Source organism: Bifidobacterium sp. ESL0764, from assembly GCF_029395515.1.
Taxonomy (GTDB): domain Bacteria; phylum Actinomycetota; class Actinomycetes; order Actinomycetales; family Bifidobacteriaceae; genus Bifidobacterium.
Genome location: NZ_CP113919.1, coordinates 1,411,275 through 1,431,290 on the forward strand (window position 1 = coordinate 1,411,275; position 20,016 = coordinate 1,431,290).

General features: G+C 58.1%; 17 protein-coding genes and 1 tRNA gene. 5 read left to right on the forward strand and 13 right to left on the reverse strand.

The window, feature by feature from the left end; genetic code table 11:
• Positions 1–4 precede the first annotated feature (4 nt).
• Together OZX71_RS05345 and OZX71_RS05350 are read left to right on the forward strand one after the other, a co-directional pair.
• Positions 5–1,354 carry an LCP family protein gene (locus tag OZX71_RS05345; RefSeq protein WP_277146575.1) on the forward strand — a complete coding sequence of 450 codons (1,350 nt, stop codon included), beginning with the start codon at positions 5–7 and terminating at the stop codon, positions 1,352–1,354.
• Positions 1,355–1,453: 99 nt separating this feature from the next.
• Entirely contained in the window at positions 1,454–1,732 is a 279-nt protein-coding gene (locus OZX71_RS05350; protein ID WP_277144447.1) for a WhiB family transcriptional regulator, read from the forward strand.
• A gap of 311 nt (positions 1,733–2,043) precedes the next feature.
• Here OZX71_RS05350 and OZX71_RS05355 read toward each other — a convergent pair whose 3' ends face one another.
• From OZX71_RS05355 to OZX71_RS05380, 6 genes are all read right to left on the reverse strand, one after another.
• Complete coding sequence (locus OZX71_RS05355; protein ID WP_277146574.1) at positions 2,044–3,534, reverse strand: PAS domain-containing sensor histidine kinase; 1,491 nt, start codon at positions 3,532–3,534, stop codon at positions 2,044–2,046.
• 65 nt (positions 3,535–3,599) lie between these two features.
• On the reverse strand, positions 3,600–4,760 hold the full coding sequence (locus tag OZX71_RS05360; protein ID WP_277159602.1) for a GDSL-type esterase/lipase family protein: 1,161 nt from the start codon (positions 4,758–4,760) through the stop codon (positions 3,600–3,602).
• Positions 4,761–4,765: 5 nt separating this feature from the next.
• Positions 4,766–7,033 carry a glycoside hydrolase family 3 C-terminal domain-containing protein gene (locus OZX71_RS05365; protein WP_277159603.1) on the reverse strand — a complete coding sequence of 756 codons (2,268 nt, stop codon included), beginning with the start codon at positions 7,031–7,033 and terminating at the stop codon, positions 4,766–4,768.
• A gap of 96 nt (positions 7,034–7,129) precedes the next feature.
• Positions 7,130–8,362, reverse strand: a complete 1,233-nt coding sequence (locus OZX71_RS05370; protein ID WP_277159604.1) for a family 1 glycosylhydrolase — start codon at positions 8,360–8,362, stop codon at positions 7,130–7,132.
• 53 nt (positions 8,363–8,415) lie between these two features.
• The gene (locus OZX71_RS05375) at positions 8,416–9,306 is read right to left on the reverse strand and encodes an alpha/beta hydrolase (protein ID WP_277159605.1); all 891 of its coding nucleotides are present in this window, start codon (positions 9,304–9,306) and stop codon (positions 8,416–8,418) included.
• Between the two features lie 171 nt (positions 9,307–9,477).
• Positions 9,478–10,827, reverse strand: a complete 1,350-nt coding sequence (locus OZX71_RS05380) for an MFS transporter (RefSeq protein ID WP_277159606.1) — start codon at positions 10,825–10,827, stop codon at positions 9,478–9,480.
• A gap of 150 nt (positions 10,828–10,977) precedes the next feature.
• On the opposite strand from OZX71_RS05380, the gene OZX71_RS05385 reads away from it, so the two are divergent.
• Both OZX71_RS05385 and OZX71_RS05390 read left to right on the forward strand, forming a co-directional pair.
• Positions 10,978–12,477 carry a family 20 glycosylhydrolase gene (locus OZX71_RS05385; RefSeq protein WP_277159607.1) on the forward strand — a complete coding sequence of 500 codons (1,500 nt, stop codon included), beginning with the start codon at positions 10,978–10,980 and terminating at the stop codon, positions 12,475–12,477.
• Positions 12,478–12,575: 98 nt separating this feature from the next.
• Positions 12,576–13,223 carry a TetR/AcrR family transcriptional regulator gene (locus tag OZX71_RS05390; RefSeq protein WP_277159608.1) on the forward strand — a complete coding sequence of 216 codons (648 nt, stop codon included), beginning with the start codon at positions 12,576–12,578 and terminating at the stop codon, positions 13,221–13,223.
• Between the two features lie 195 nt (positions 13,224–13,418).
• Here the strand turns inward: OZX71_RS05390 and OZX71_RS05395 are convergent, their stop codons facing one another.
• The gene (locus tag OZX71_RS05395) at positions 13,419–13,778 is read right to left on the reverse strand and encodes a hypothetical protein (protein ID WP_277159609.1); all 360 of its coding nucleotides are present in this window, start codon (positions 13,776–13,778) and stop codon (positions 13,419–13,421) included.
• A 469-nt stretch (positions 13,779–14,247) separates the two neighbouring features.
• On the opposite strand from OZX71_RS05395, the gene OZX71_RS05400 reads away from it, so the two are divergent.
• Positions 14,248–15,078 carry a hemolysin III family protein gene (locus OZX71_RS05400; RefSeq protein ID WP_277147336.1) on the forward strand — a complete coding sequence of 277 codons (831 nt, stop codon included), beginning with the start codon at positions 14,248–14,250 and terminating at the stop codon, positions 15,076–15,078.
• Between the two features lie 133 nt (positions 15,079–15,211).
• Here OZX71_RS05400 and greA read toward each other — a convergent pair whose 3' ends face one another.
• The 6 genes from greA to OZX71_RS05430 form a co-directional block, all read right to left on the reverse strand.
• Positions 15,212–15,694: a transcription elongation factor GreA gene (gene greA, locus OZX71_RS05405; RefSeq protein ID WP_277146573.1), complete on the reverse strand. Its 483-nt coding sequence runs from the start codon at positions 15,692–15,694 to the stop codon at positions 15,212–15,214.
• Positions 15,695–15,807: 113 nt separating this feature from the next.
• Entirely contained in the window at positions 15,808–16,215 is a 408-nt protein-coding gene (locus tag OZX71_RS05410; protein ID WP_277146572.1) for an FKBP-type peptidyl-prolyl cis-trans isomerase, read from the reverse strand.
• A 135-nt stretch (positions 16,216–16,350) separates the two neighbouring features.
• Positions 16,351–17,814, reverse strand: a complete 1,464-nt coding sequence (locus OZX71_RS05415) for an L-serine ammonia-lyase (protein ID WP_277146571.1) — start codon at positions 17,812–17,814, stop codon at positions 16,351–16,353.
• A 150-nt stretch (positions 17,815–17,964) separates the two neighbouring features.
• Positions 17,965–18,045, reverse strand: a tRNA-Leu gene (locus OZX71_RS05420).
• Between the two features lie 117 nt (positions 18,046–18,162).
• A complete protein-coding gene (locus OZX71_RS05425; RefSeq protein ID WP_277159610.1) occupies positions 18,163–19,176 on the reverse strand; it encodes a Ppx/GppA family phosphatase in 1,014 nt (337 codons plus the stop codon).
• 156 nt (positions 19,177–19,332) lie between these two features.
• Positions 19,333–19,911, reverse strand: coding sequence for a DUF501 domain-containing protein (locus OZX71_RS05430; RefSeq protein ID WP_277159611.1), 579 nt, complete (start codon positions 19,909–19,911; stop codon positions 19,333–19,335).
• Between the last annotated feature and the right edge of the window lie 105 nt (positions 19,912–20,016).

Below are 20,016 nucleotides of genomic sequence, written 5' to 3' on the forward strand. Positions count from 1 at the left end.
GTATATGGTCAAGCAGTCAGGTGGATTCGACGCGCAGGGAACCCCACCCAGCTTCATACCCTCCGGCGCACGCAAGCGTCCGGACACCGGACGGGTACCGGTTCCCTCCGCCACCCCGCAGGTCCCTCCCGCCTTTTCTCCTGCCAAACCCCGCAAAAGGACGGCCAGTCACCGGCCAATTCAAAAACCGGACCAGCCACCGGCCCTAGCCCCGGCCCAGCCACGCACACCCCGTCAGAGTACGGGTTCCTCGCGCATCGCGTCCCCGGCACGTTCCTCGTCTTCACGGAGTTCAAAACGGGAATACAACGGTTCTGCGATATCACCGAAACGTCCGAGCCGAGCCCAACCTTCGGGGTTCGGCTCGGGATTCGGCAATGAGGCGACCAGACCACACAAAAAACACCATTGGGTGCTTTCCGCTCTGCTCGCCATTGTTCTGGTCATTGTCCTGGCGATCTTCGGCTGCTGGAACTGGGCCAATTCGCAACTCGACAAAAGCGATTGGCTGACCGGCAAAGTCAATACCAACGGCACCTCCTGGCTCGTGCTCGGTTCGGACGAACGTGACGATTCCGGAGTCGGGGGAAGCGCCGACGACACTCCGGGCTTCCGCACCGACACCATACTCGTGCTGACCAAGCCCTCCCACGGTTCCTCCTCGCTCATTTCGATTCCGCGTGATTCGCTGGTCAAAGTCGATGGAACGAACATGAAGATCAACGCCGTGGCCGAAACACAAAGCAAAAAGACACTGACCGGCAAAGTGGAAGATATCACCGGCCAGAAAATCGACCATGTCGCCGAGATCAAATTCAATGGGCTGACCCACGTGGTTGACGCCCTTGGCGGGGTCAAACTCTGCTACGACAACACGGTCAATGACGCTTACTCAGGACTCAACTGGCAGGCTGGTTGTCATGTGGCCGATGGCGGCACGGCACTTGCCTTCTCGCGTATGCGTTACTCCGATCCAAAAGGCGATTTCGGACGTGCCGAGCGACAACGTCAGGTCATCGGGGCCATCATGAGCAAGGCCTCTTCGTCCGATATCATGAAAAGCCCGACAAAGGCGCAGAAAGTCGCCAAGGCGGCCCTTTCCTCCATCGAAGTCGATAAGCAGACCAACCCGCTCACGTTGCTGTCGATGGCCAAGGCGTTCAAAGCCGCTACAGGGAAATCCGGCATCTCCGGCTCCGTTTATTGGACCGACCCGGACTATTACGTCGATGGAGTCGGTTCGAGCGTTCTTCTGGACGATTCGAAAAACCTCGAATTGTTCTCTCAGCTCGCATCCGGAGACCACAAGCCGGGGACCGTCGGCACTCTGGCGGAATCGGTTGGACAAAATTAACACTATTTTTTTCGGTGAAAACCCTTGAAAAAATCTGCTTTTCGTGATTACCTAAGTAGTGGAATGCAGTCGAGGACAACAGGAAGGTCGTTTGCTTCTATGAGTAATGCTTTTGATTGGCGAGCCAAAGCGGCATGCCGCGACAAGGATCCCGAGCTTTTCTTCCCCGTCGGCAACACGGGCGCCGCCTATCAGCAGATCGAAGAGGCCAAGGCCATCTGCCGTACCTGCAAGGTCATCGACGCGTGCCTCAAGTGCGCACTCGACACCAATCAGGACTACGGCGTCTGGGGCGGCCTGAGCGAGGATGAGCGCCGTGCCCTGAAGCGCCGCGCCATGCGCGCCCGCCGCAGTCAGAACATGCAGATGCAGGTCTGATCGCGGCTTTGCGACGCGCCGTCATGATGCGTCGCAAAGCTGAGATTTGTTGCAGCCTTTATAGTGATGTCCCTTCCGGTTTATCATCGGGAGGGACATCACTATATGCCGTTATGCGAAAAACCATCTGCAGGAATCAATCACCGTGCGTATCACGCTCTCGTGCATGACTGAATCAAGACACAACCGGACACACGTGACGACAAGATACGAGATACGAGTGCGGGCCGGTACAAGGCCTTTCCCGGCCCTGTGCCGGCCCGCACTCCGCAAAATCTCATCCGGCGGATTGGCATCCTTCAGCGCAAGGATCAGTCGCCTTCCTGTGCCGCACGCAGGTTGATGTCGAGAATGACCCTGGTGCCTCCCCCCTGACGCTCGCCCCAACGCACGGTGCCGTTGAAGTCGTTGGTCACGAAAGTGTTGATGATCTGGGTGCCAAGCCCGGAACCCGAGGTTCGGGCCATGCCGTTGTCTTCCTCCGCGGCCAGTCCGGAACCGTCGTCTTCGACCACCACGTTCAGATGATTGCCGCTGCGGCCTACCGAAATGGTGATGTTGCCTTCCTTGCGGCCTTCGAAGCCGTGCTCCACCGCATTGGTGATCAGCTCGGTCAAGACCAGGGACAGCGGCGTGGCGTCCTGTGCCGGCATCATACCGAACTTGCCGATGTAGCGGATATGGATATGCTGGTCGTCCATCGTGGCCAAATCGACGCTCATCTTGAGCAAGTTGGAGATCACGGCGTCGTAATCGACAATCTCGTTGACGGTCTGGCTCAGACCTTCATGCACGGTGGCGATGGTCTGGATGCGCCGCTGCGCCTCCTTGAGCTCCGTTTTGACCTCCTGGGATTTCGTCTTCCTGGCCTGCAGGCGCAGCAAAGCCGACACCGTCTGCAGATTGTTCTTCACCCTGTGGTGGATTTCGGAGATGGTGGCGTCCTTCGTCTGCAATTCCTGCTCGCGGCGACGCAGTTCGGTGACATCGCGGCAGAGCACGATGGCGCCGGCCCGGCCCGTCTCGTTGTAGAGCGGCAGCGAATGCATCGAGACCATGGAATTGTTGGCGTCCAGCTCGCAGTCGGCCGCCGCCTTGCCGCTCAAGACCAGCGGGAGGGTCTCGGGGACCGGATCCTTGGGATGGAGCAGCTGCGTCCCGATTTCGCTTAAATAGTGCCCTTCCATTGCGGTGATGTCACCGAGCCTGCGGAAACAGCTGATGGCATTGGGAGCGGCGTACTTCACAATGCCGTTGGGATCGAGAATGATGAAGCCGTCCGAGACCCTGGCGTTGTGCTGCTGGCTCATCAACGCGTCGTGATAGGGGAATTGGCCACGGGGAATCATCTCGAAGAGCATCTTGCCGGCGTTGATGCTTTCGGATTCGTAGCGGCCGTTGGATTCGCGGGTCGACATATTGGTCTCCCGCACCACCACACCAAGCGTCTTGTTGCCACAGCGCACCGGCGCGTAGACGTTGCAGACACTCGATTTGCCGACCTGATGCAACGTCGTGGTATGCAGAACGCCGTCGACGTTCATCGCCGTGTCGATTTCATCAACGAGATTTTCGGATACCTCATTGCCTACGGCGTCGTCGCTACGCATCGTCATCACCGTGGAGGGACGGCACTGCTCGGCGACGATGTATTTGCCATCGTCACGCCGAAGCACCAGAAGCAGGTCTGCAAAACTCAAATCGGCGATGACCTGCCAGTCCGCCACCAACAAATGAAGCCATTCACGGTCGCCGGCGTCAAAATCGGACTGCGCGGCGAGAATCTCATCAAAATCAGCCATGGTTCAATCATACTATGAGCTGGTTTCGCGGATGTTGCACTTGTCGCATAAATCTGATTGACAAGCTACGCGGTCCCAACACTTAAGCCGAAACGCTTATCGAGCATGTCCGCAAAAGCCGGTGTGACACGACGCGCGATCAGGTCGATTCCCGTCAGATTCGGGTGAAGGTTGTCATCAAGCAGTTCTGCATCATCCGGTCCGAAGAACCTGCGGCCGTCCGCCACGACAAGATTCTGGTCGTTGCGCCGTTGCGCGACCTGGGTGATGAGTTCCCGGGTTCTGACGAGCGTCAAGGCACCATCGTCCGGCTTCACGTGCCGTGAAGCGACATGGAATTTGTCGTCCTCACCGGTGAAGACCGGGCCGGGAGTCTGCTCCTGCAGCGGGCACGAGCAGGCAGTGACCAGAACCAGCGGAGTCTGTGGCTGCCGCTCGCGAATCGTATCCAAAAATCCGTGCAAAGCGGGGATGAAGAACCGTTCACGCATCGAATCCGCATTCACCACATTGATGCCTATGGCGCATGTGATGACGTCGGCCTTGGTATCGCCAATGGTCCGGGCCATGGCCTGATCCATCTGAGCGTTGCCCGACAGCGAATAATCTCGAAGATGCAGCCCGAGCGACCAAGCCACTTGCTCCGGCCAGCGTCTGGCCGGATTCCGGACCTGTTCACCGTGGGAAATCGAGCTGCCATAATGCACCCAACGCAATCGAACTGCGGGAACACGCAACGGAAGCACTTCACGCTCCGACTCAATTCTGAGCAGCTCAACCATACACGTATGAGGCAGAATGACGGTGAAATCACCGTCATCACTCTGAGCGGGATCAAGCTCAAGTCGTGTCGGCCTGCCCGGCCGGAAAGAGATAGATAAGCTTTCCGTATTCGCGGCATCAAGGGCAAGCCGGCCACAGTTTTCGATATGGTAATCCCGGAATCGCAGGTTTCCACCGGAGTGAGTCACGACGACGACCCGATGATCGTCCCCGGCGTTCAACTCGTATCCCATGAATTCAAGGGTTGCCGGACTGGCGGCGTGCAAGGCGATATGCACGCCAACCGGACAGGCCTCGTTCCAGCGGCCCCACGGGTCGGGAATTTGCACACGCATCTTTTGGGGAACCCGATGCGGCATCACACCGCCACTCGGACCGTTTTCAAAGTCGGCAATCCCATCGATGAACGGCCTCAGATCGCCGGAACGATAGACGTATGCCATGCGCTTTATGCCTCCGTTTTCTTCTTTTCACCGGATTGACGAAGCCGTTCGGCCTGATCGACCATGTGGTCGACATCCTGCTCGCTCAATCCGACTCCCCAGGAAACCAGCTTGATCAAAGGCATCTGACGAAACATCTCATGCAGTTCCGGCGAGGGATTGGAACCACCAAGAACCTTGGCGACGCCATCAACCAACGGCTTGATGACCTGCATGCCGTAAGGGCTGTCCATCCATTCTCCGATGGTCGACATGGGCTCCAATATCGCCGCATAGCCATCGCCATGTAGCGTCACCGGTAGGCTCTGCACTACGTCCCTTGATGAATGCGCGAGCTCAATCCGGTAATCGCCCGGGTAGACCCTCCAACGATTCTGCAATACATCCCAAACAGCGAACGCCCGGAATCTCAAGTCAATGCTCACCTCCGCGCTCTGTCCAGGATCAAGCTCGACGCGCTCGAACCCCTTGAGCTCGTGAACAGGGCGGTCAGGCAGGCCGTTGGACACATATATCTGAGGCACATCAGCCCCATGGCAGGACCCCGTGTTGGTGACGGTGAAGGTCACCCGCGCCTGCGTGTCACCGGTCGTCGACACCTTGAAGTCACTGTATTCAAAGGTCGTATAAGACAAACCAAAGCCGAACGGATAGGCGACCTCCCACCGCAACGTATCGTAATACCGATAACCCACATACAGACCTTCGCCATAATCGACGACACCGTTCGAGCCAGGGAAATGCAAACGGCTCGGCGTATCGTCAAGGCTGTTGGGGATGGTCTCGGACAGTCGGCCGGACGGGCTGCACAGACCAGAGATCACATCGGCAGTGGCTAGTCCTCCATTCTGCCCAAGCAACCATCCTTCCAACAGGGCGTTACAACGTTCTCCCCAATCACCAATCCGCATCACGCCACCGCCTGATACCACGACAATGACAGGTACTCCGGTCTTCAGCACCGCTTCCAACACCGCACGCTGATCCTCGGCCAAGTCGATGGACTTCTTATCCATGCCCTCGCTCTCGTCACCTTCGAGGTAGCCGACGCAGACAATAGCAACATCAGCCTGTTTGGCCGTATCGACGGCCGTCGAAAGCATCGAAGCGTCACTCACAGTGCCATCGACGACATACCCCGGAGCAAAACTCACATCGGCCAAAGGCATGTCCTGCCGCAACCCGTCGAGCAGGTTGCTGACATGAGTAGCCGTGACATGCGATGATCCGCCGCCCTGATAACGCGGCGTATGCGCGAGTTCACCAATCACCGCCACATGGCAGGACGCCTCACGATTCAATGGCAACACCCCGTCGTTTTTCAACAGCACCAACGCCTCACGGGCGGCTTGACGGGCCAGTTCATCGTGTGCGTCAACATCCATGTCCGGCCGTGCCTCGGCGCGAACGGCCTGAGTGCGGTCTGCCAGCAACGATATACGGTCCACAGTCGCGTTGAGAGCCTCCTGCGGGCAGCCGCCCTGACGCACAGCTTCGACGATACGCTCGTCGGTCCCGCTAGGAGGCATCTCCATGTCAAGGCCCGCGGCGAGCGCGGCAGCCCTGTCGTTGACAGCTCCCCAATCGGAGACGACCACGCCGTCAAAGCCCCACTGCTTACGCAGGATATCCGTCAGAAGTCGCCTGTTCTGACTGGCATATTCGCCATTGACTTTATTGTAGGAGCACATCAGAGCCCAGGGACGAGCCTGCTTGACGGTCTGCTCGAAAGCAGGCAGGTAAATCTCCCGGAACGTACGCTCGTCGATTCTGGCATCGACGCGAAATCGGTCGGTCTCCTGATTGTTGGCGGCAAAATGCTTCGGCACCGCACTCACGCCTTGCGACTGCACACCCTTGACGAAGGCGACGCCGAACTGGCCGGCGAGGTACGGATCCTCCGAGGGATATTCGAAATTCCTGCCGCCGAGAGGTGACCGTTTGATGTTCAGTCCCGGCCCCAACAACATGCTCACGCCAAGCGAACGGGCCTCCTGCCCCAGCGCGGCACCGACGCGACCGACCATGTCCCGATCCCATGTGGAAGCGAGCCCCGCGGCGGGCGGAAAGCATGTGGCGGGCACGCTGCTGGCGATGCCCAACGAATCGCCTTCAACCCCTTGATACCGCAGTCCGTAAGGCCCGTCGCTCATATGCATCGAGTCGACGCAACCCTCAATGCCCACGCTCGTCCACGTGGTGGCTCCGGAGGTCAGGCTCGCTTTTTGTTCAAGCGTAAGCCGTTCACTCAGATCATTCTTCGCTGCCTTCATATCAATACCTTTCACAGTTCATTCTTTGCGGCATGTGCGCCGCAAAGTTTCGCCCATTTATCCTTATCGCAATACGTTTCTTGTGTCGGCGCCGACTCAGCGACCCACGGTTACCTGACCAGTCGGCAAGACACCTTGCCTCGCAAAGTCGCCGAGCCATGCGAGCGACGGTTTGGCGACCCTGTCAAACGTGCCAGACTCCCTACCGGCGTAGGCCAGCCCGAAAGTCGGCTCCCAGCTTCCCCACTCATAATTGTCAAGCAACGACCAGTGGAAGTAGCCCAGAATCGGATATCCCTGCGCCATCAGCCTCGCTATCGCCGAAAGCGAGTCCCGCGTGTAGGCGATGCGACGTTCGTCACGCTTGGTGGATATGCCGTTTTCCGTCACAATCATCGGCACTCCGGACACCAGCCCCTGCACATGTTTCAACGCCCCGGCCGCGGCTTCGGGCCAGTACTCCCAACCATTGGAGGTCAGTTCATCGTCCGATGGCACGGTTTTCTTGCCGTTCGCATCGAACACCGTACGCGTATAGGCCTGTATCCCGATGAAGTCGTCGCCGCCGGAGACACGTATGAACTGGTCCTCGATAGCCTCAGAGTACCGTGCCGCCGTATCCTCTCCACCAGGCTCGCTTTGCACGTTCTGATTGGCCACACTCCAGCCCACGGGCACTCCGGGCAGGTTCTTATGAAGCAACGCCACCGCCTCATGATGCGCGCGGGCCAGCACAGAGGTCACCGTTGGATCCGGGTCTGGCAACAGCCCCTGACCGACAGCGGCCATATCCGCCTTGCCGGATAGCACAGTCGCCAACGACGCCACCATATTCGGCTCGTTAATGGTGACTATGGCGGCAGCACCCTGAAGGATCGGCAGCAATGTCTTCACATACCGGATGAAGTGTTCACACGCCCGAGGAGACGACCATCCACCTTGTTTCGAGAACCACACCGGAAGAGAGAAATGATATAGCGTGACCACCGGATCAAGGCCCATGGCTTTCGCGGTCATGATGAGCTGCTCGTAATGACGCAGCGCTTCCTGGTCAACCACGCCATCCTCCGGCTCGATTCTCGCCCATTCAATGCCGAAACGATAGGCATTGAATCCGTTATCGGCCAAGAGCCCCAAGTCGTCGCGCCACCTGTGCCAGGAGTCGCACGCCTTGCCGGAGGGCTCATGCAACACGGTCGAATCCGCATGCTCAAGCTGCCACCAATCACTGGACGTATTGTCACCCTCGGTCTGATGCGGGGATGTGGCCGCACCGAAGAGAAACCCCTTCGGGAGTCGATACTCCCCCGCATCCACATTCTCACTCATGATATTCCCCTTCTCGTTTGAAGAAAATGGACAGTGACCGGCTCCGTTCTGAGTCACCGTTCCCTCACCGTTTGCCTCTCCCCGGGCAACGAGCACCAGAAATTGACAAGTACCCGCGCCAGCTCGCGTGGTTGATCGAGCTGCGCACTGTGACCGGCACCGGGGATGCTCACCGATTTGGCATGAAGTTCACGGGCCTCGTCGTCATAGACGTCCGCAGGCCATACGTCATCATCCGCGCCATGGACCGAAAGAACAGGAATGGCCGTTCGTCGCAGGTCCTCCGTCACGTCGCCATAAGAACCGAGGATATTAGCTATCGAAAGAACGTTGTTCACATCGGTGGCGTGTGCACGCAGACGGAACATCTCTACATCCGGTTCCGGTTGCGGCTCATCGGCCCGATCGGGATATGAACCTTTGAAGATCACCGACGTGCCGTAACGCCGCAACAGCCCGACGCCCTTCAGCGAATCCTCGCTTTTCGCGACCGGCTTGGAACCCGTTGAGAACAGCGTGAGGGAACGGATCCATCCCGATTCACGTATCGCGACACGTCTGGCCACGACACCGCCAAAACTGTGCCCCACCAAATCGATGGGACGCCTCCCTCCACCAAGCGCACGCAGCACCTTGCACCCGTCGGAGACGAAATCGTCAAGCGTATACGAGGAGCCGTCGTCGGGAACGGCGGAATCCGCCTGACCCCGCTGGCTATAGGCGACCAACGCGACATGCCCGGCATCCTGCATGACATCCTTGAGTACAGGAAGGAATTCGATGAAATCCTCTTTGGACCCGGTGAACCCCGGTATGAACACCACTACACGGTCGGCATCAGCCAGATTGTCGGTGGCGATTGCATTAAGCACACCGATGCGCGACGGCAGGCCAATCGTAACGAATCCTTCGGCGACGGCCTGCGGGCCAAACGGTTCACACACGGGAAAACCACATACCTTCGAACGGTCATTCCGGATCATTCCGATTTTTTTCGTAGACCTCGTCACATCCATGTCAATCTCCTTGGCCCCATTCGTATCCGCCGTCGCCCACCAACAAACCAATCATCATTAGACGGCAGACAGGACGATGGCGAATACGGATGAACTCATTCAACGAACGCGCTTGATGGGAATGAAGGCGAGTATGCCTACCAGGGCGAACAGCGCAGCCAAAAGGAACATGAGCCGATAGCCGATGCCGGCAATCAGCGCTGCCCCAACCGCACCGGCGATGACGCCGGTCAACGTGTTCGTGGTGCCAAGAATGCCCATATCCTGCGCGGCATTCTCCTTATCCGGAAGCACCTGAACCATCAGCGCTTGGTCAACGGCCTGGAAGATGCCATAGGCCAATGCTGCCAGTGCCGTATACACATAGAAGAGCGCCAGCGCCTTTCTTGACGCGAGAATCACCAATCCGATTATCACCAAGGCGGCGGAAACGGCGAGCAGCGGCTTGCGCTTGCCGATCTTATCCGAGGCCACCCCGCCGATAATCGAGGAGAAAGCACCTACGACAGCCATGATAAGACCGCTGATACTGCCGACCGCAGCAGCCGATTTGATGTCGAGTCCAAAATAGTAACGCTGAATCTGCGTACCCGTCTGCATCACCAGCATGATGGCCAGCACGATGAAGAAACGACCGACATACGCCAACCAGAAATCACGGTCGGCTGGAAGCCTGAACTTCGCGGTCTTGGGCGACGGGACATTCTGCGAATCTTCGCCAGTCTTCTTCTGCGAGTCCTTCATCTTACGCAAATCGGCTCCAGGCAGCGCCAGAACCACAACGACCGCAACGATGAGCATCGCCCACGGAAGAGTAAGGAAACCACGGGTGATGTGCCCGGTACCGAAGATGGCGATCAGCACCTGATTGAGGATGGTTCCGATGGCGCTGCCGGCCAGAGACCCGAATCCGGAATAGGCCGAGGCACGTCCCAACAGACTAGAATCCACCCGGTCAGGCAACAATGCATTGTAAGCGGAGTAATACGTATTCAGACCAGCCTGGAAGATGCACAGGCTGACAACCGCCGGCCAAATCATCCTGTAGTCCGCAAAAGCGAGGCCGAGCAGGCCGACCATACAGGCGATTGACCCACCGAGAATCCATGGATTCCTGCGCCCCATGCGCGAACGCGTCTTGTCAGAAAGATGGCCGATCAGCACAGCGAAAATAGCACCCGAGAGAGCACCAAACATACTCTGCAAACCGATTGCGCTATTCGCCCTCGCCTCAGGCAGCACAGCCGTAAAGGTGAACCCCGAAAGCGCCGAGGCGGCCGATGTGGCAATGGTCGGGAACAGCATCGCACAGAGGTTAAGTGGCCCGAACCACCCCAACTTACCGACGATCCGTCGTTCGCCCAGCTCGTTGACCAGAGCTGGCTCTGCGTGTCCGGCGACGGCACTGCCGTCCGAAACACCGTTTGAAATTGTCTGTTCTGTAGTCATGTGTCCTTCTTTGCACAGTCAATACGACAACTATATGTTTATTGTGAAGTTCTCTTCACAATCCAAAAGACTACCACTTGGTAGCTTTTTGTGCAAATCGGTGTTATTCTGGTGCTTAAGACGACTTTCCACGAGTGAAACGAGCTTACAATGACGAACGTGGCCTTCTCCGGAACCACCGACTCCTGTGAACGAGCATGGGAGGACTTCAAGGATCTATGTCTGACTTTGCATATACGTGCGGAGCAGATCATTCATACCGAAAGGTTGAATCTGAACTGTTCAGACAGCCCCGACTCCGACACATCCCAGGCCATCGGCATCAATCCGTTCCCAAAACCTGTTGACGAACGCTTCTCCATAGCCATACATGACGACGTCACCTTCATAGAATCGACCTCATGCATCGGCATCTACCGTGCGCTATGCACCTTGCTCACCGACCGGTTCAAAGCCACACCCGACGCTTCGACGCCCTGCACCGGGGAAGCCCCATGCACCTTCGAAGACGGTCCACGATATTCTTACCGAGCGCTGAACCTTGACGTGGCCCGCTATCAGGCGCCAGTCGAAACCATTGAGCGCGTCATCGACCTGCTCTCGGTGCACCGCATGTCAGCGCTCCATCTACACCTGACCGACAACCAGTCATGGAGGATTCCCATAACCGGCTTCGAACGGCTCAACGACCAGCCCGGCATCTTCTCAGCGACCGATCTGGGACGGATCGACGATCACGCCCGAAAGCGCCATGTCGCAGTCATCCCGGAAATCGACCTGCCGGGACATTGCGGCACACTGCTCAATGCGTATCCCGAATTGACGGACGGCACGTTCAGACGCCCATACCTTTCCTACATCTCCCCCGATGCCCCGCTGACCGAAAGATTCCTTCACGCCTGCGTAGATGCCCTCGACGCATTATCCACAGGGGCATATATCCATATCGGAGGGGACGAGGTGTTCGGTATGCCGCAAGATCAATATGACCGCATAATCGGCAGACTGATCGACATGGCACACTCAAAAGACAAGAAGACCATCGCCTGGCAGGAAGCCTCGCGCTCCCCTGTTGCATCTGACGCCTACCAATACTGGATGGGAGAAGCGGACATCCCAACCCTGCAAAGCCTCAAGGATTCCTGGCCGAAGGCACTCCAACCGTTCGCTCCCATCGCCGCCCAGACCTACGCGCTATGTCACGATGATCCCGAACGGTTTGCCAAGAAGAAGGCGAAAGTGATCGACTCGCGCCAATCATGGCTCTATCTCGATAGAAAATACGCCGAACCAAGTCTTGACAACCAACAGAATTCTAGGATGGAAACGCTCGGATTCCCCGACTATGAGCCCCGAGATAGTCGTGATCTCACCAACTGGACCGCCCTCAAAGACTGCGACGAGGCCGGGGTGGAGACCGCGCTGTGGGCCGAGACCATCAGGAACGACGACGATATAGCCACTCTTCTGCTGCCGAGGCTTGCGCTGGTCGCACAGCTGGCGTGGTCAGGGCATGTAGATTCGAACGCAGCATCACGAGACGAGATAGCCCGATATACGCCACTGTGGAAACGCCTGGGCTTCGAGGATTACTACCGCTCCTCAAGCATATTCGGCCAGAAAGGGAAACAAAACGATTCCGTATGGTAACGACAGCCTACATCGTGAGCATAAGCACTTCGTCCCACTTTGCCCACTCGAAGGTTATCATGGATGCGGTAACCAATATTCAAGGGACATAAAACGGCATGAACACATCGACAGCACCAGTAAAGAAAAGGCGAACCACGAAAGGCGAACGGACCAAGGAGCGAATTCTGGACGCCGCATTGAAACTTTTTTCGGCCTCCGGGTCCAACGGTGTCTCTTTGCGTGCCATAGCCAAGGAAGCAGGCATCTCGCATGCCGGCCTCCTGAGATATTTCAAGAACAAGGACGAGCTCATCGTCTCCGCATTGGCACACCGCGACGACCTGTCCGAGTCAAAAAGCCTACTGCCCGAACGAGTCCTACCCAAGGACGCCGACGAACCCTTCGGGCCGAAGGACTACGTGAGTATCTTCCTGAAGGTCATCGAACAGAACTCGCACAGTCCCGGAACGGTTGGCGTCTTCGTCAAGACCGCAGCCGAGGCTACCAACCCCGATCATCCGGCGCACCAGTATTTCAAGAAGCGATACACCGACATCACCGACAAGATGACGGACTCGTTCGCGGCAATTCTTCAATGCTCGGAAAATGAGGCGCATAGCCGCGCCACGGAGTTCATCGCTTTCGTGGACGGCATCCAGCTTCAGTGGCTCCTATGGCCCGATACGGTCGACATGCTCCAAGCGGCCCAGGACTACCTCAGGAGGACCGGGATCATCGACAGTCACGAAGATGATCCGCAATAGCCGTTCCTCCCACGGCAAGTGACACCATATCGGCGTTATAGATTTACGACGCCGTCCACGCTGGTGACAGGTTCACCTGAGCCTAGACATGCGGTGAAGTCACGGCCGTCGGAACTGGTGACCGCGACGCCGCCGTCAATCTTTTCCGCAGTGAACACATCCGACTCTTCGAACGCCAGCCCGTTCTTGGTAACGCTAAAGCTCTCCGACGGGAGCGGCCGAAACCGGGGATAGCTCGTTCAGCTTGAAACGCCCCAGCGACCTAAAGCCCGAACCGGTAAGCCTCGTACCGTTCGCTTCAAAGGCCAGACGAAACGGAAAGCCCTTGATGACGGTGGTTTTGAGGGCACCGGATACCAAAGAGACGCTCGCGCCATTCTCACCAAGCTCACCATCTCCGCTGCCATGTACCTGCGTGAAGACATGGTCTTTGTTCGTGGCGTCATCGGTATTCAAGTCGAAGCCGGGAGTGGTCGATGCGCCATCCCAGTGCCGCGCCACCACACGTATTACCCCTTCCGCAGGAGAGGAGGGCTTCACACCGAAAGTAGGCAAATTGACGGTATCACCTCGGCCTTGCACCGGCTTAGCGGTTGGCCCACCGCCTCGCCAATAGAATCACGGCCCTCGCCGGGCCGAATAAAACCGTCTTGACTTTCACGCCTGCGACAATTCGAAACCCGTCAGCCGACCAAAATAAATAGGTTTACAATGTCATCAACTCAGGTTACGATAACGTAAGTTACGCTTGCGTAAGCAATTGCCGTTTCATCGGTATTTGCATGTATCTACGCGGCGTAAAGATATCCGAGACTCTGGAGGGGCCATGTCCGACAAGTCCGCCAAAAAAACGATCGACGACGCCATTGCCGCAAATCGGAACCGCCACGCCCCCAGTCGAAATGACGTTCTCTCTCCATCCGCGGCAACAGCACAAAACACCCCCGATCTTTCCGATTCGGCACAGTCCGCAGAACCCTCCAAGGCCATCGAAACCTCCGTCACCGAGGCACGGCAACAGGCCATGGAGGCCAAAGCCGACGCCATCCGTACGCAAGCACATAGCAAGGCCGACACCATTCGCCGTAAAGCCGACGAGCGGGCGGCATACGTCATCGCCCGAGGCGAGGTCAAAGCCGCACGAGCGCTGGGCATCGCTCCCCCGCCCATGCCCGGTCGCAAAGTACGTCTCGACGTCCACGGACGCCCGAAACCGTTGCTGCGCGGCTGGATTCATGCCGTCGCGGCGCCGCTGGCTCTGGCCGCCGGAATCGTGCTCATCTGCCTTGCCGAGGGGACGGCACTGAAATGGGCGTGCGCCGTCTTCATGATCTGCTCGACGTTCCTGTTCACCAATTCGGCCGCCTACCATCTCGGTGACTGGTCGCCGAAAACCACCGATCTGCTGCGCCGCATCGACCACATGAACATCTTCCTGTTAATCGCGGGCACTTATACGCCGGTTTCGTTTGCGTTGACGCCCAACTGGCGCAACGGGGTCATCGGCGGGATGTGGGCCTGTACACTGGTGGCATTGCTCATCCACGTCATCTGGATCAACGCCCCACGCTGGCTCTACACCGCCGTCTACATCGTCTTCGGCGTCTCCGGGGTGGCTTTCCTCGACCTTTTCTGGTTCTCGCCTTACGCGGGGCCGGCGGTGGTCGTTCTTCTGGCGGCAGGCGGCGCCTGCTACATCGCCGGGGCCATCGTCTATGCGCTGCGGCGTCCGGATCCGTGGCCGCGCGTCTTCGGATTCCACGAGATCTTCCACCTGGGTACCGTGGCCGGGTACGCCTGCCACATGGTGGCCATCTACATGGTCATCGTCAGTCTCTGGCAAGTGCGCCCATAGGCAGCCGGCCGTCCATTCGCCTCAAGAACGCAAGACATGATACAAAAAGGTCCGGAACCACGAAATGGTGGATCCGGACCTTTTGATATTCACCTTACGAATAAGGCATATAGAACAATAACGACGATTGGCCTTACTTCATCGGCTTGGAGTCTATGATCTTCACCGTGATCTCACGGCCATTGGGAGCCTTGTAGGAGACCTCATCGCCTTTCTTGGCACCCATGATGGCCGTGCCAATGGGAGATTCGGGGCTGATGACGTCATAGTCGGTCGCCACGGCGATATCACGGGAGCCGAGCACGTACTTCATCTCCTTGCCCGCAAGCTCCACGGTGACCAATGAGCCGTTGCCCACCTTTCCCGCCGGCGGCGCCTTCAGAATCTTCGTGTTGCGCAATTTGACGATCAGCTCGTTGATGCGCCCCTCGTTCTTGCCCTGTTCCTCACGGGCGGCCTGATAGCCGCCGTTCTCGCTCAAGTCGCCTTCGGCGCGAGCCGTCGCGATGCGCTGGGTGATCTCGTCACGATAATCACCCTGACGGTAGGCCAGCTCCTTTTGAAGCTTGTCATAGGCTTCTTGCGTGAGCAGAACGGTCTTTTCTTCCTCTGCCATGATTCTTCCTTGCCTTGTTATCGGTTTTGTGTTCTGCGCCCGGATAGTGCCAGACGGTAGAAAACAAATATGACCGGCGCTGCAGCCGGTCAATCGTTTTGGATTTCCGTGCTTCAGCGCGTGGAGATGATGTCGATGACAAACACCAGCGTGTCATCGCCGCCTATCCCGGCCTGCGGCATACCTTGCCGGCCATAGCCGTATTCCGGCGGAATCGAAACCACCAGACGCGAGCCGACATTGTGGCCCGGAACCGTACGGTCCCAGCCTTTGATGACCTGGCCGACACCGATGCCGAAACTCGCCGGCTGGTGACGCTCGAAACTCGAGTCGAAGGGTTCGTCCTTGCCCCAGACGACCCCATGGTAATTCACCGTGACCGTGTCGCCTGAACGAACCATCGGGCCGTCGCCCTCGATAAGTTCGACGGCCTTGAGCCCGGCCGGGGCGGGGGTGTCGGGGAACTTGATAACCGGCTTCGCGCCGAATTCGGCATTCACCTCGGGCATATTCGTAGCCATACGTAGGCCTCCTTGTAGTTTACATTTTCATTAGGTTAGCACTGATGCACCCCGATGTTCATCATCGTTTCGAAAGTGCACAGAACTTACGAGAGGGGGTCGTCCATTTTCGGGCATGTGGGATGCCGTTCTTTGTCAGCATTCCACGACGTTGACGGCCAGTCCGCCTTCCGATGTCTCCTTGTACTTCGACATCATGTCGGCACCGGTGTCCTTCATGGTCTTGATGACCTGATCGAGGCTGACCATGTGCTGCCCGTTGCCGAGAAGTGCCATACGCACCGCATTGATCGCGGTGTTGGCGGCCATGGCGTTGCGTTCGATGCAGGGGATCTGAACCAAGCCGGCCACCGGGTCGCAGGTCAGGCCCAGATGGTGTTCCATGGCCACCTCCGCGGCGTTCTCGACCTGCCGTGGCGTGCCCTGCATGACCTCGCAGAGCCCGGCCGCCGCCATCGAAGCGGCGGAACCGACCTCGCCCTGGCACCCCACTTCGGCACCGGAAATGGAGGCGTTGCGCTTGAAGAGATAACCGACGGCTCCTGCAGCCAAAAGGAAGCGGATGACGCCTTCCTCATTGGCGGAACCGGCGAAATGCCAATAGTATTCAAGCACCGCCGGAATGATGCCTGCCGATCCGTTGGTCGGCGCGGTGACGATACGGCCGCCGCCGGCGTTTTCCTCGTTGACCGCGAGCGCAAAAAGATCGACCCAAGTGCATTCCGAGGTCTCCAGCACAGCGGCCGGCCGACGTACGTTATGGGAGAGGATATCGGCATTGCCGGAAAGCTCGCGATAGATCTTCGGCGCGCGCCGGGGCACGTCAAGGCCTCCGGGCAATGTCTTCTGCGTCGACGTGCAGCCGTTTTTGACACAGTCGTCCATGTGATGCCAGACGTTGAGTAACGCTTCTTTGACCGCCTTCGGCGTTCGGGTGGCCGTCTCGTTGGCCCATACGATTTCAGAGATGCTTTTGCCTTCACGCTTGCATATCTCAAGCAGTTCGTTGGCGCTGGAGAAGGGATACGGGGCCTCGGGCGGGAAATCGTTGCTGCTGTCGACGCTCGCCTCCTCGGCGAAGGTGCTGCCTTTCGGCGCCTTCTCGTGAATGCCGATCATCAGATCGTCGGCGTGCCCAAGTCGTACGAACCCGCCTCCGATGGAATACCAGACCTGGTTGTCCATTGCTTCGCCGTGATCGTCAAACACCTCGAAACGCATGCCGTTGGGGTGCGCGGCCAACATCTTCCAACGCTCGAAGACGACATCGTTGTCGTAATCGAACCTGATCTTGTGCTTTCCGTCGAGATTGAGCCGTCCGGTGTTCTCGCACTCCTCTTTGATATTGAGGAGATGATCGGTGTCGACCGTGGCCGGCACGTTGCCTTCCAGCCCAGCCACCGCGGCCCTGTCGGTGCCGTGGCCAAGCCCTGTCATCGACAACGAGCCGTAAAGAGTGACCCTGACCCGGCTGACACGGCCCAGCAGGTCACGTTCGTCAAGAGAGGCGACGAAATTGGAGGCGGCGATCATCGGGCCGACGGTATGCGACGAGCTCGGTCCCACGCCGATTTTGAACATGTCGAGAATAGTGAACATGCCATTATTCTAACGTGCCTTTGTACACCGCAGGTTTCTTCGTGCGCAAACCCGCAAAATGCCAGTCATATGAACTCTTTAAATCCGGAAAGCCCGATCATCGGCAAATCCTAAAGATGGATCAGCCAAATTTCAGGGCGAATCGTACAGTACCCCCGGTGGGACTCGAACCCACAAGCCAATGGCGGCTGATTTTAAGTCAGCTGCGTCTACCAATTCCGCCACGGGGGCACATCGGCAAACGCCGACAGAACGATATTATGTCACATCGCCTCTACCGTAAAAACACCCGAAATGTCGTCAAAAAACACCGAACGTCGAAACCGGGGCGGCAACAATCGCTCACCATTACTGTTTCAGCAGCCTTGCGCCGTAGTCGAGGACGATGCCGTCCAGAAGGCCGTGGTCGCTGGAAATGAAGGAATCGATCGACGTGCCGTGATCACGTTGCACGGCCTGCGAGACGCGAGTCAGGATGCGGTTCCAGATCAGCGCTCCCCCGCCGACCACATCGATGCGGCCGGGATGGATCGTCTTGTAGGTGGCGCGTTCGGCGCGGGTCATGTTGAGGAACCGGTCGTCGACCGCGAAGATATCCTTGTACGACACACGTACGCCGTCAACGGCACGGTGATCATACTGTTTCAATCCCAATACCAGCGCGGTCATCGTGGTGACCGACCCTGAGACACCGATGATGGTGCCGGTTTTTCCTGCCGGCACATGTTCGAACGCCTCATCGATGTGCCGGTCGATGTCTTCACTGGCCTCCGCGACCTCATCTTGTGTCGGCGGGTCGGAGCGCAGATGACGTTCTGTCATACGAACCGAACCGATGTTCATCGAGAATGCAGACTGCACGCTTGTGGAGGGCGCGGATTCGCCGTCGCCACCCATCACCATTTCGGTGGAGCCTCCGCCCAGATCGACCACCAGATATGGCGCTTGAAGACCCTGGCGGGGCACGCTGCCGGTGGCTCCGAGGAAACTCAGCGACGCTTCTTCGGTGCCCGGAATCACTTCGGGGCGCACGCCCAGAATCGAGCTGATGCCATCCTCGAAATCCTTTCGGTTCTCGGCGTCTCTGGTGGCCGAGGTGGCAACGAAACGCAATCCGTCCACCGGATGATCGTTGAGCACCTGCGCAAAATCCCTGGCTGCGGCATACGCGCGTTCGAGTGCGGCGTCAGCGAAACGGTGGGTCTTGTCGACGTCCTGTCCAAGCCGGATGACCTGCAGCATACGGGGTACGATGTCTTCGACGCTGCCGTCGGCAAACACCTTGGAAACCTTGAGACGGATGGAATTGGTGCCGCAATCGATTCCGGCAACGGTCACAAAATCCTTGTTTTCGTCTCTCATGGAAGCACCATCCGTTTCGTGTCAATCTGTTTTCGTGTCAATCGGTTCTGCTGTCTCCGACATTATCCGTCCACCGCAACATTAGCGACATTGTGGCCGCGGCCGAACACCCACATCCGTGCCGCGACACGCACGGCTGCCACGTCATCGACCCGTTCAGTCCAACGACGTCGTGCAACGGCAGACGTTCTGGGCGAACTCATCGGCGATGCGTTCCATCACCATGTCACCGATGGGATTGGCACCCTCACCCATCACCAGCGTCTGCGCCACGAGCGCGTGCAGGCATTTCACACGTACGGGCATTCCTCCCGCGCTGGTACCCGCGATATGCTCCTCACTGTCGCCAAGCCGCTCCGCAAGCTCGTGACGGAAGGCAAGATAGAGCCGATGCGCCCGCTCGTATTGCGCGTGAATCGTTTCGTCGTTCTGGACCAGATCGGTATAGTGCCGCATCGAACCATCGGCTTCGACCCGAGAGACGGCCTTGGTGGCCTCCGGACTGGTCAGATAACAGGTTGTAGGGAACGGAGTGCCGTCAGGCAGCACAGGACGCGTCACCACCGCCAGCGGCCTGCCGCACACGCAACGTGCCCCGACGGCGACCATGCCACGCGGGAAACGTCCCAGCTGTTGCTTGACCAAGGCGAGATCGTCGTCGCTGGCTTTGTCCGCCATCACGCGGCCCACCAGTTCTTCGGCCATTGCTTTGAGGCCGCTTTCATCAATCGGCATGATCGAAGAACGGGTTCCCTCTCCGGCGAAAGACTGCCGTTGAGCATCTTGTACGTTCGGATTCGTGGATTCTGTAGGTTGAGATTGCTTTTCTTGCACGCTGTT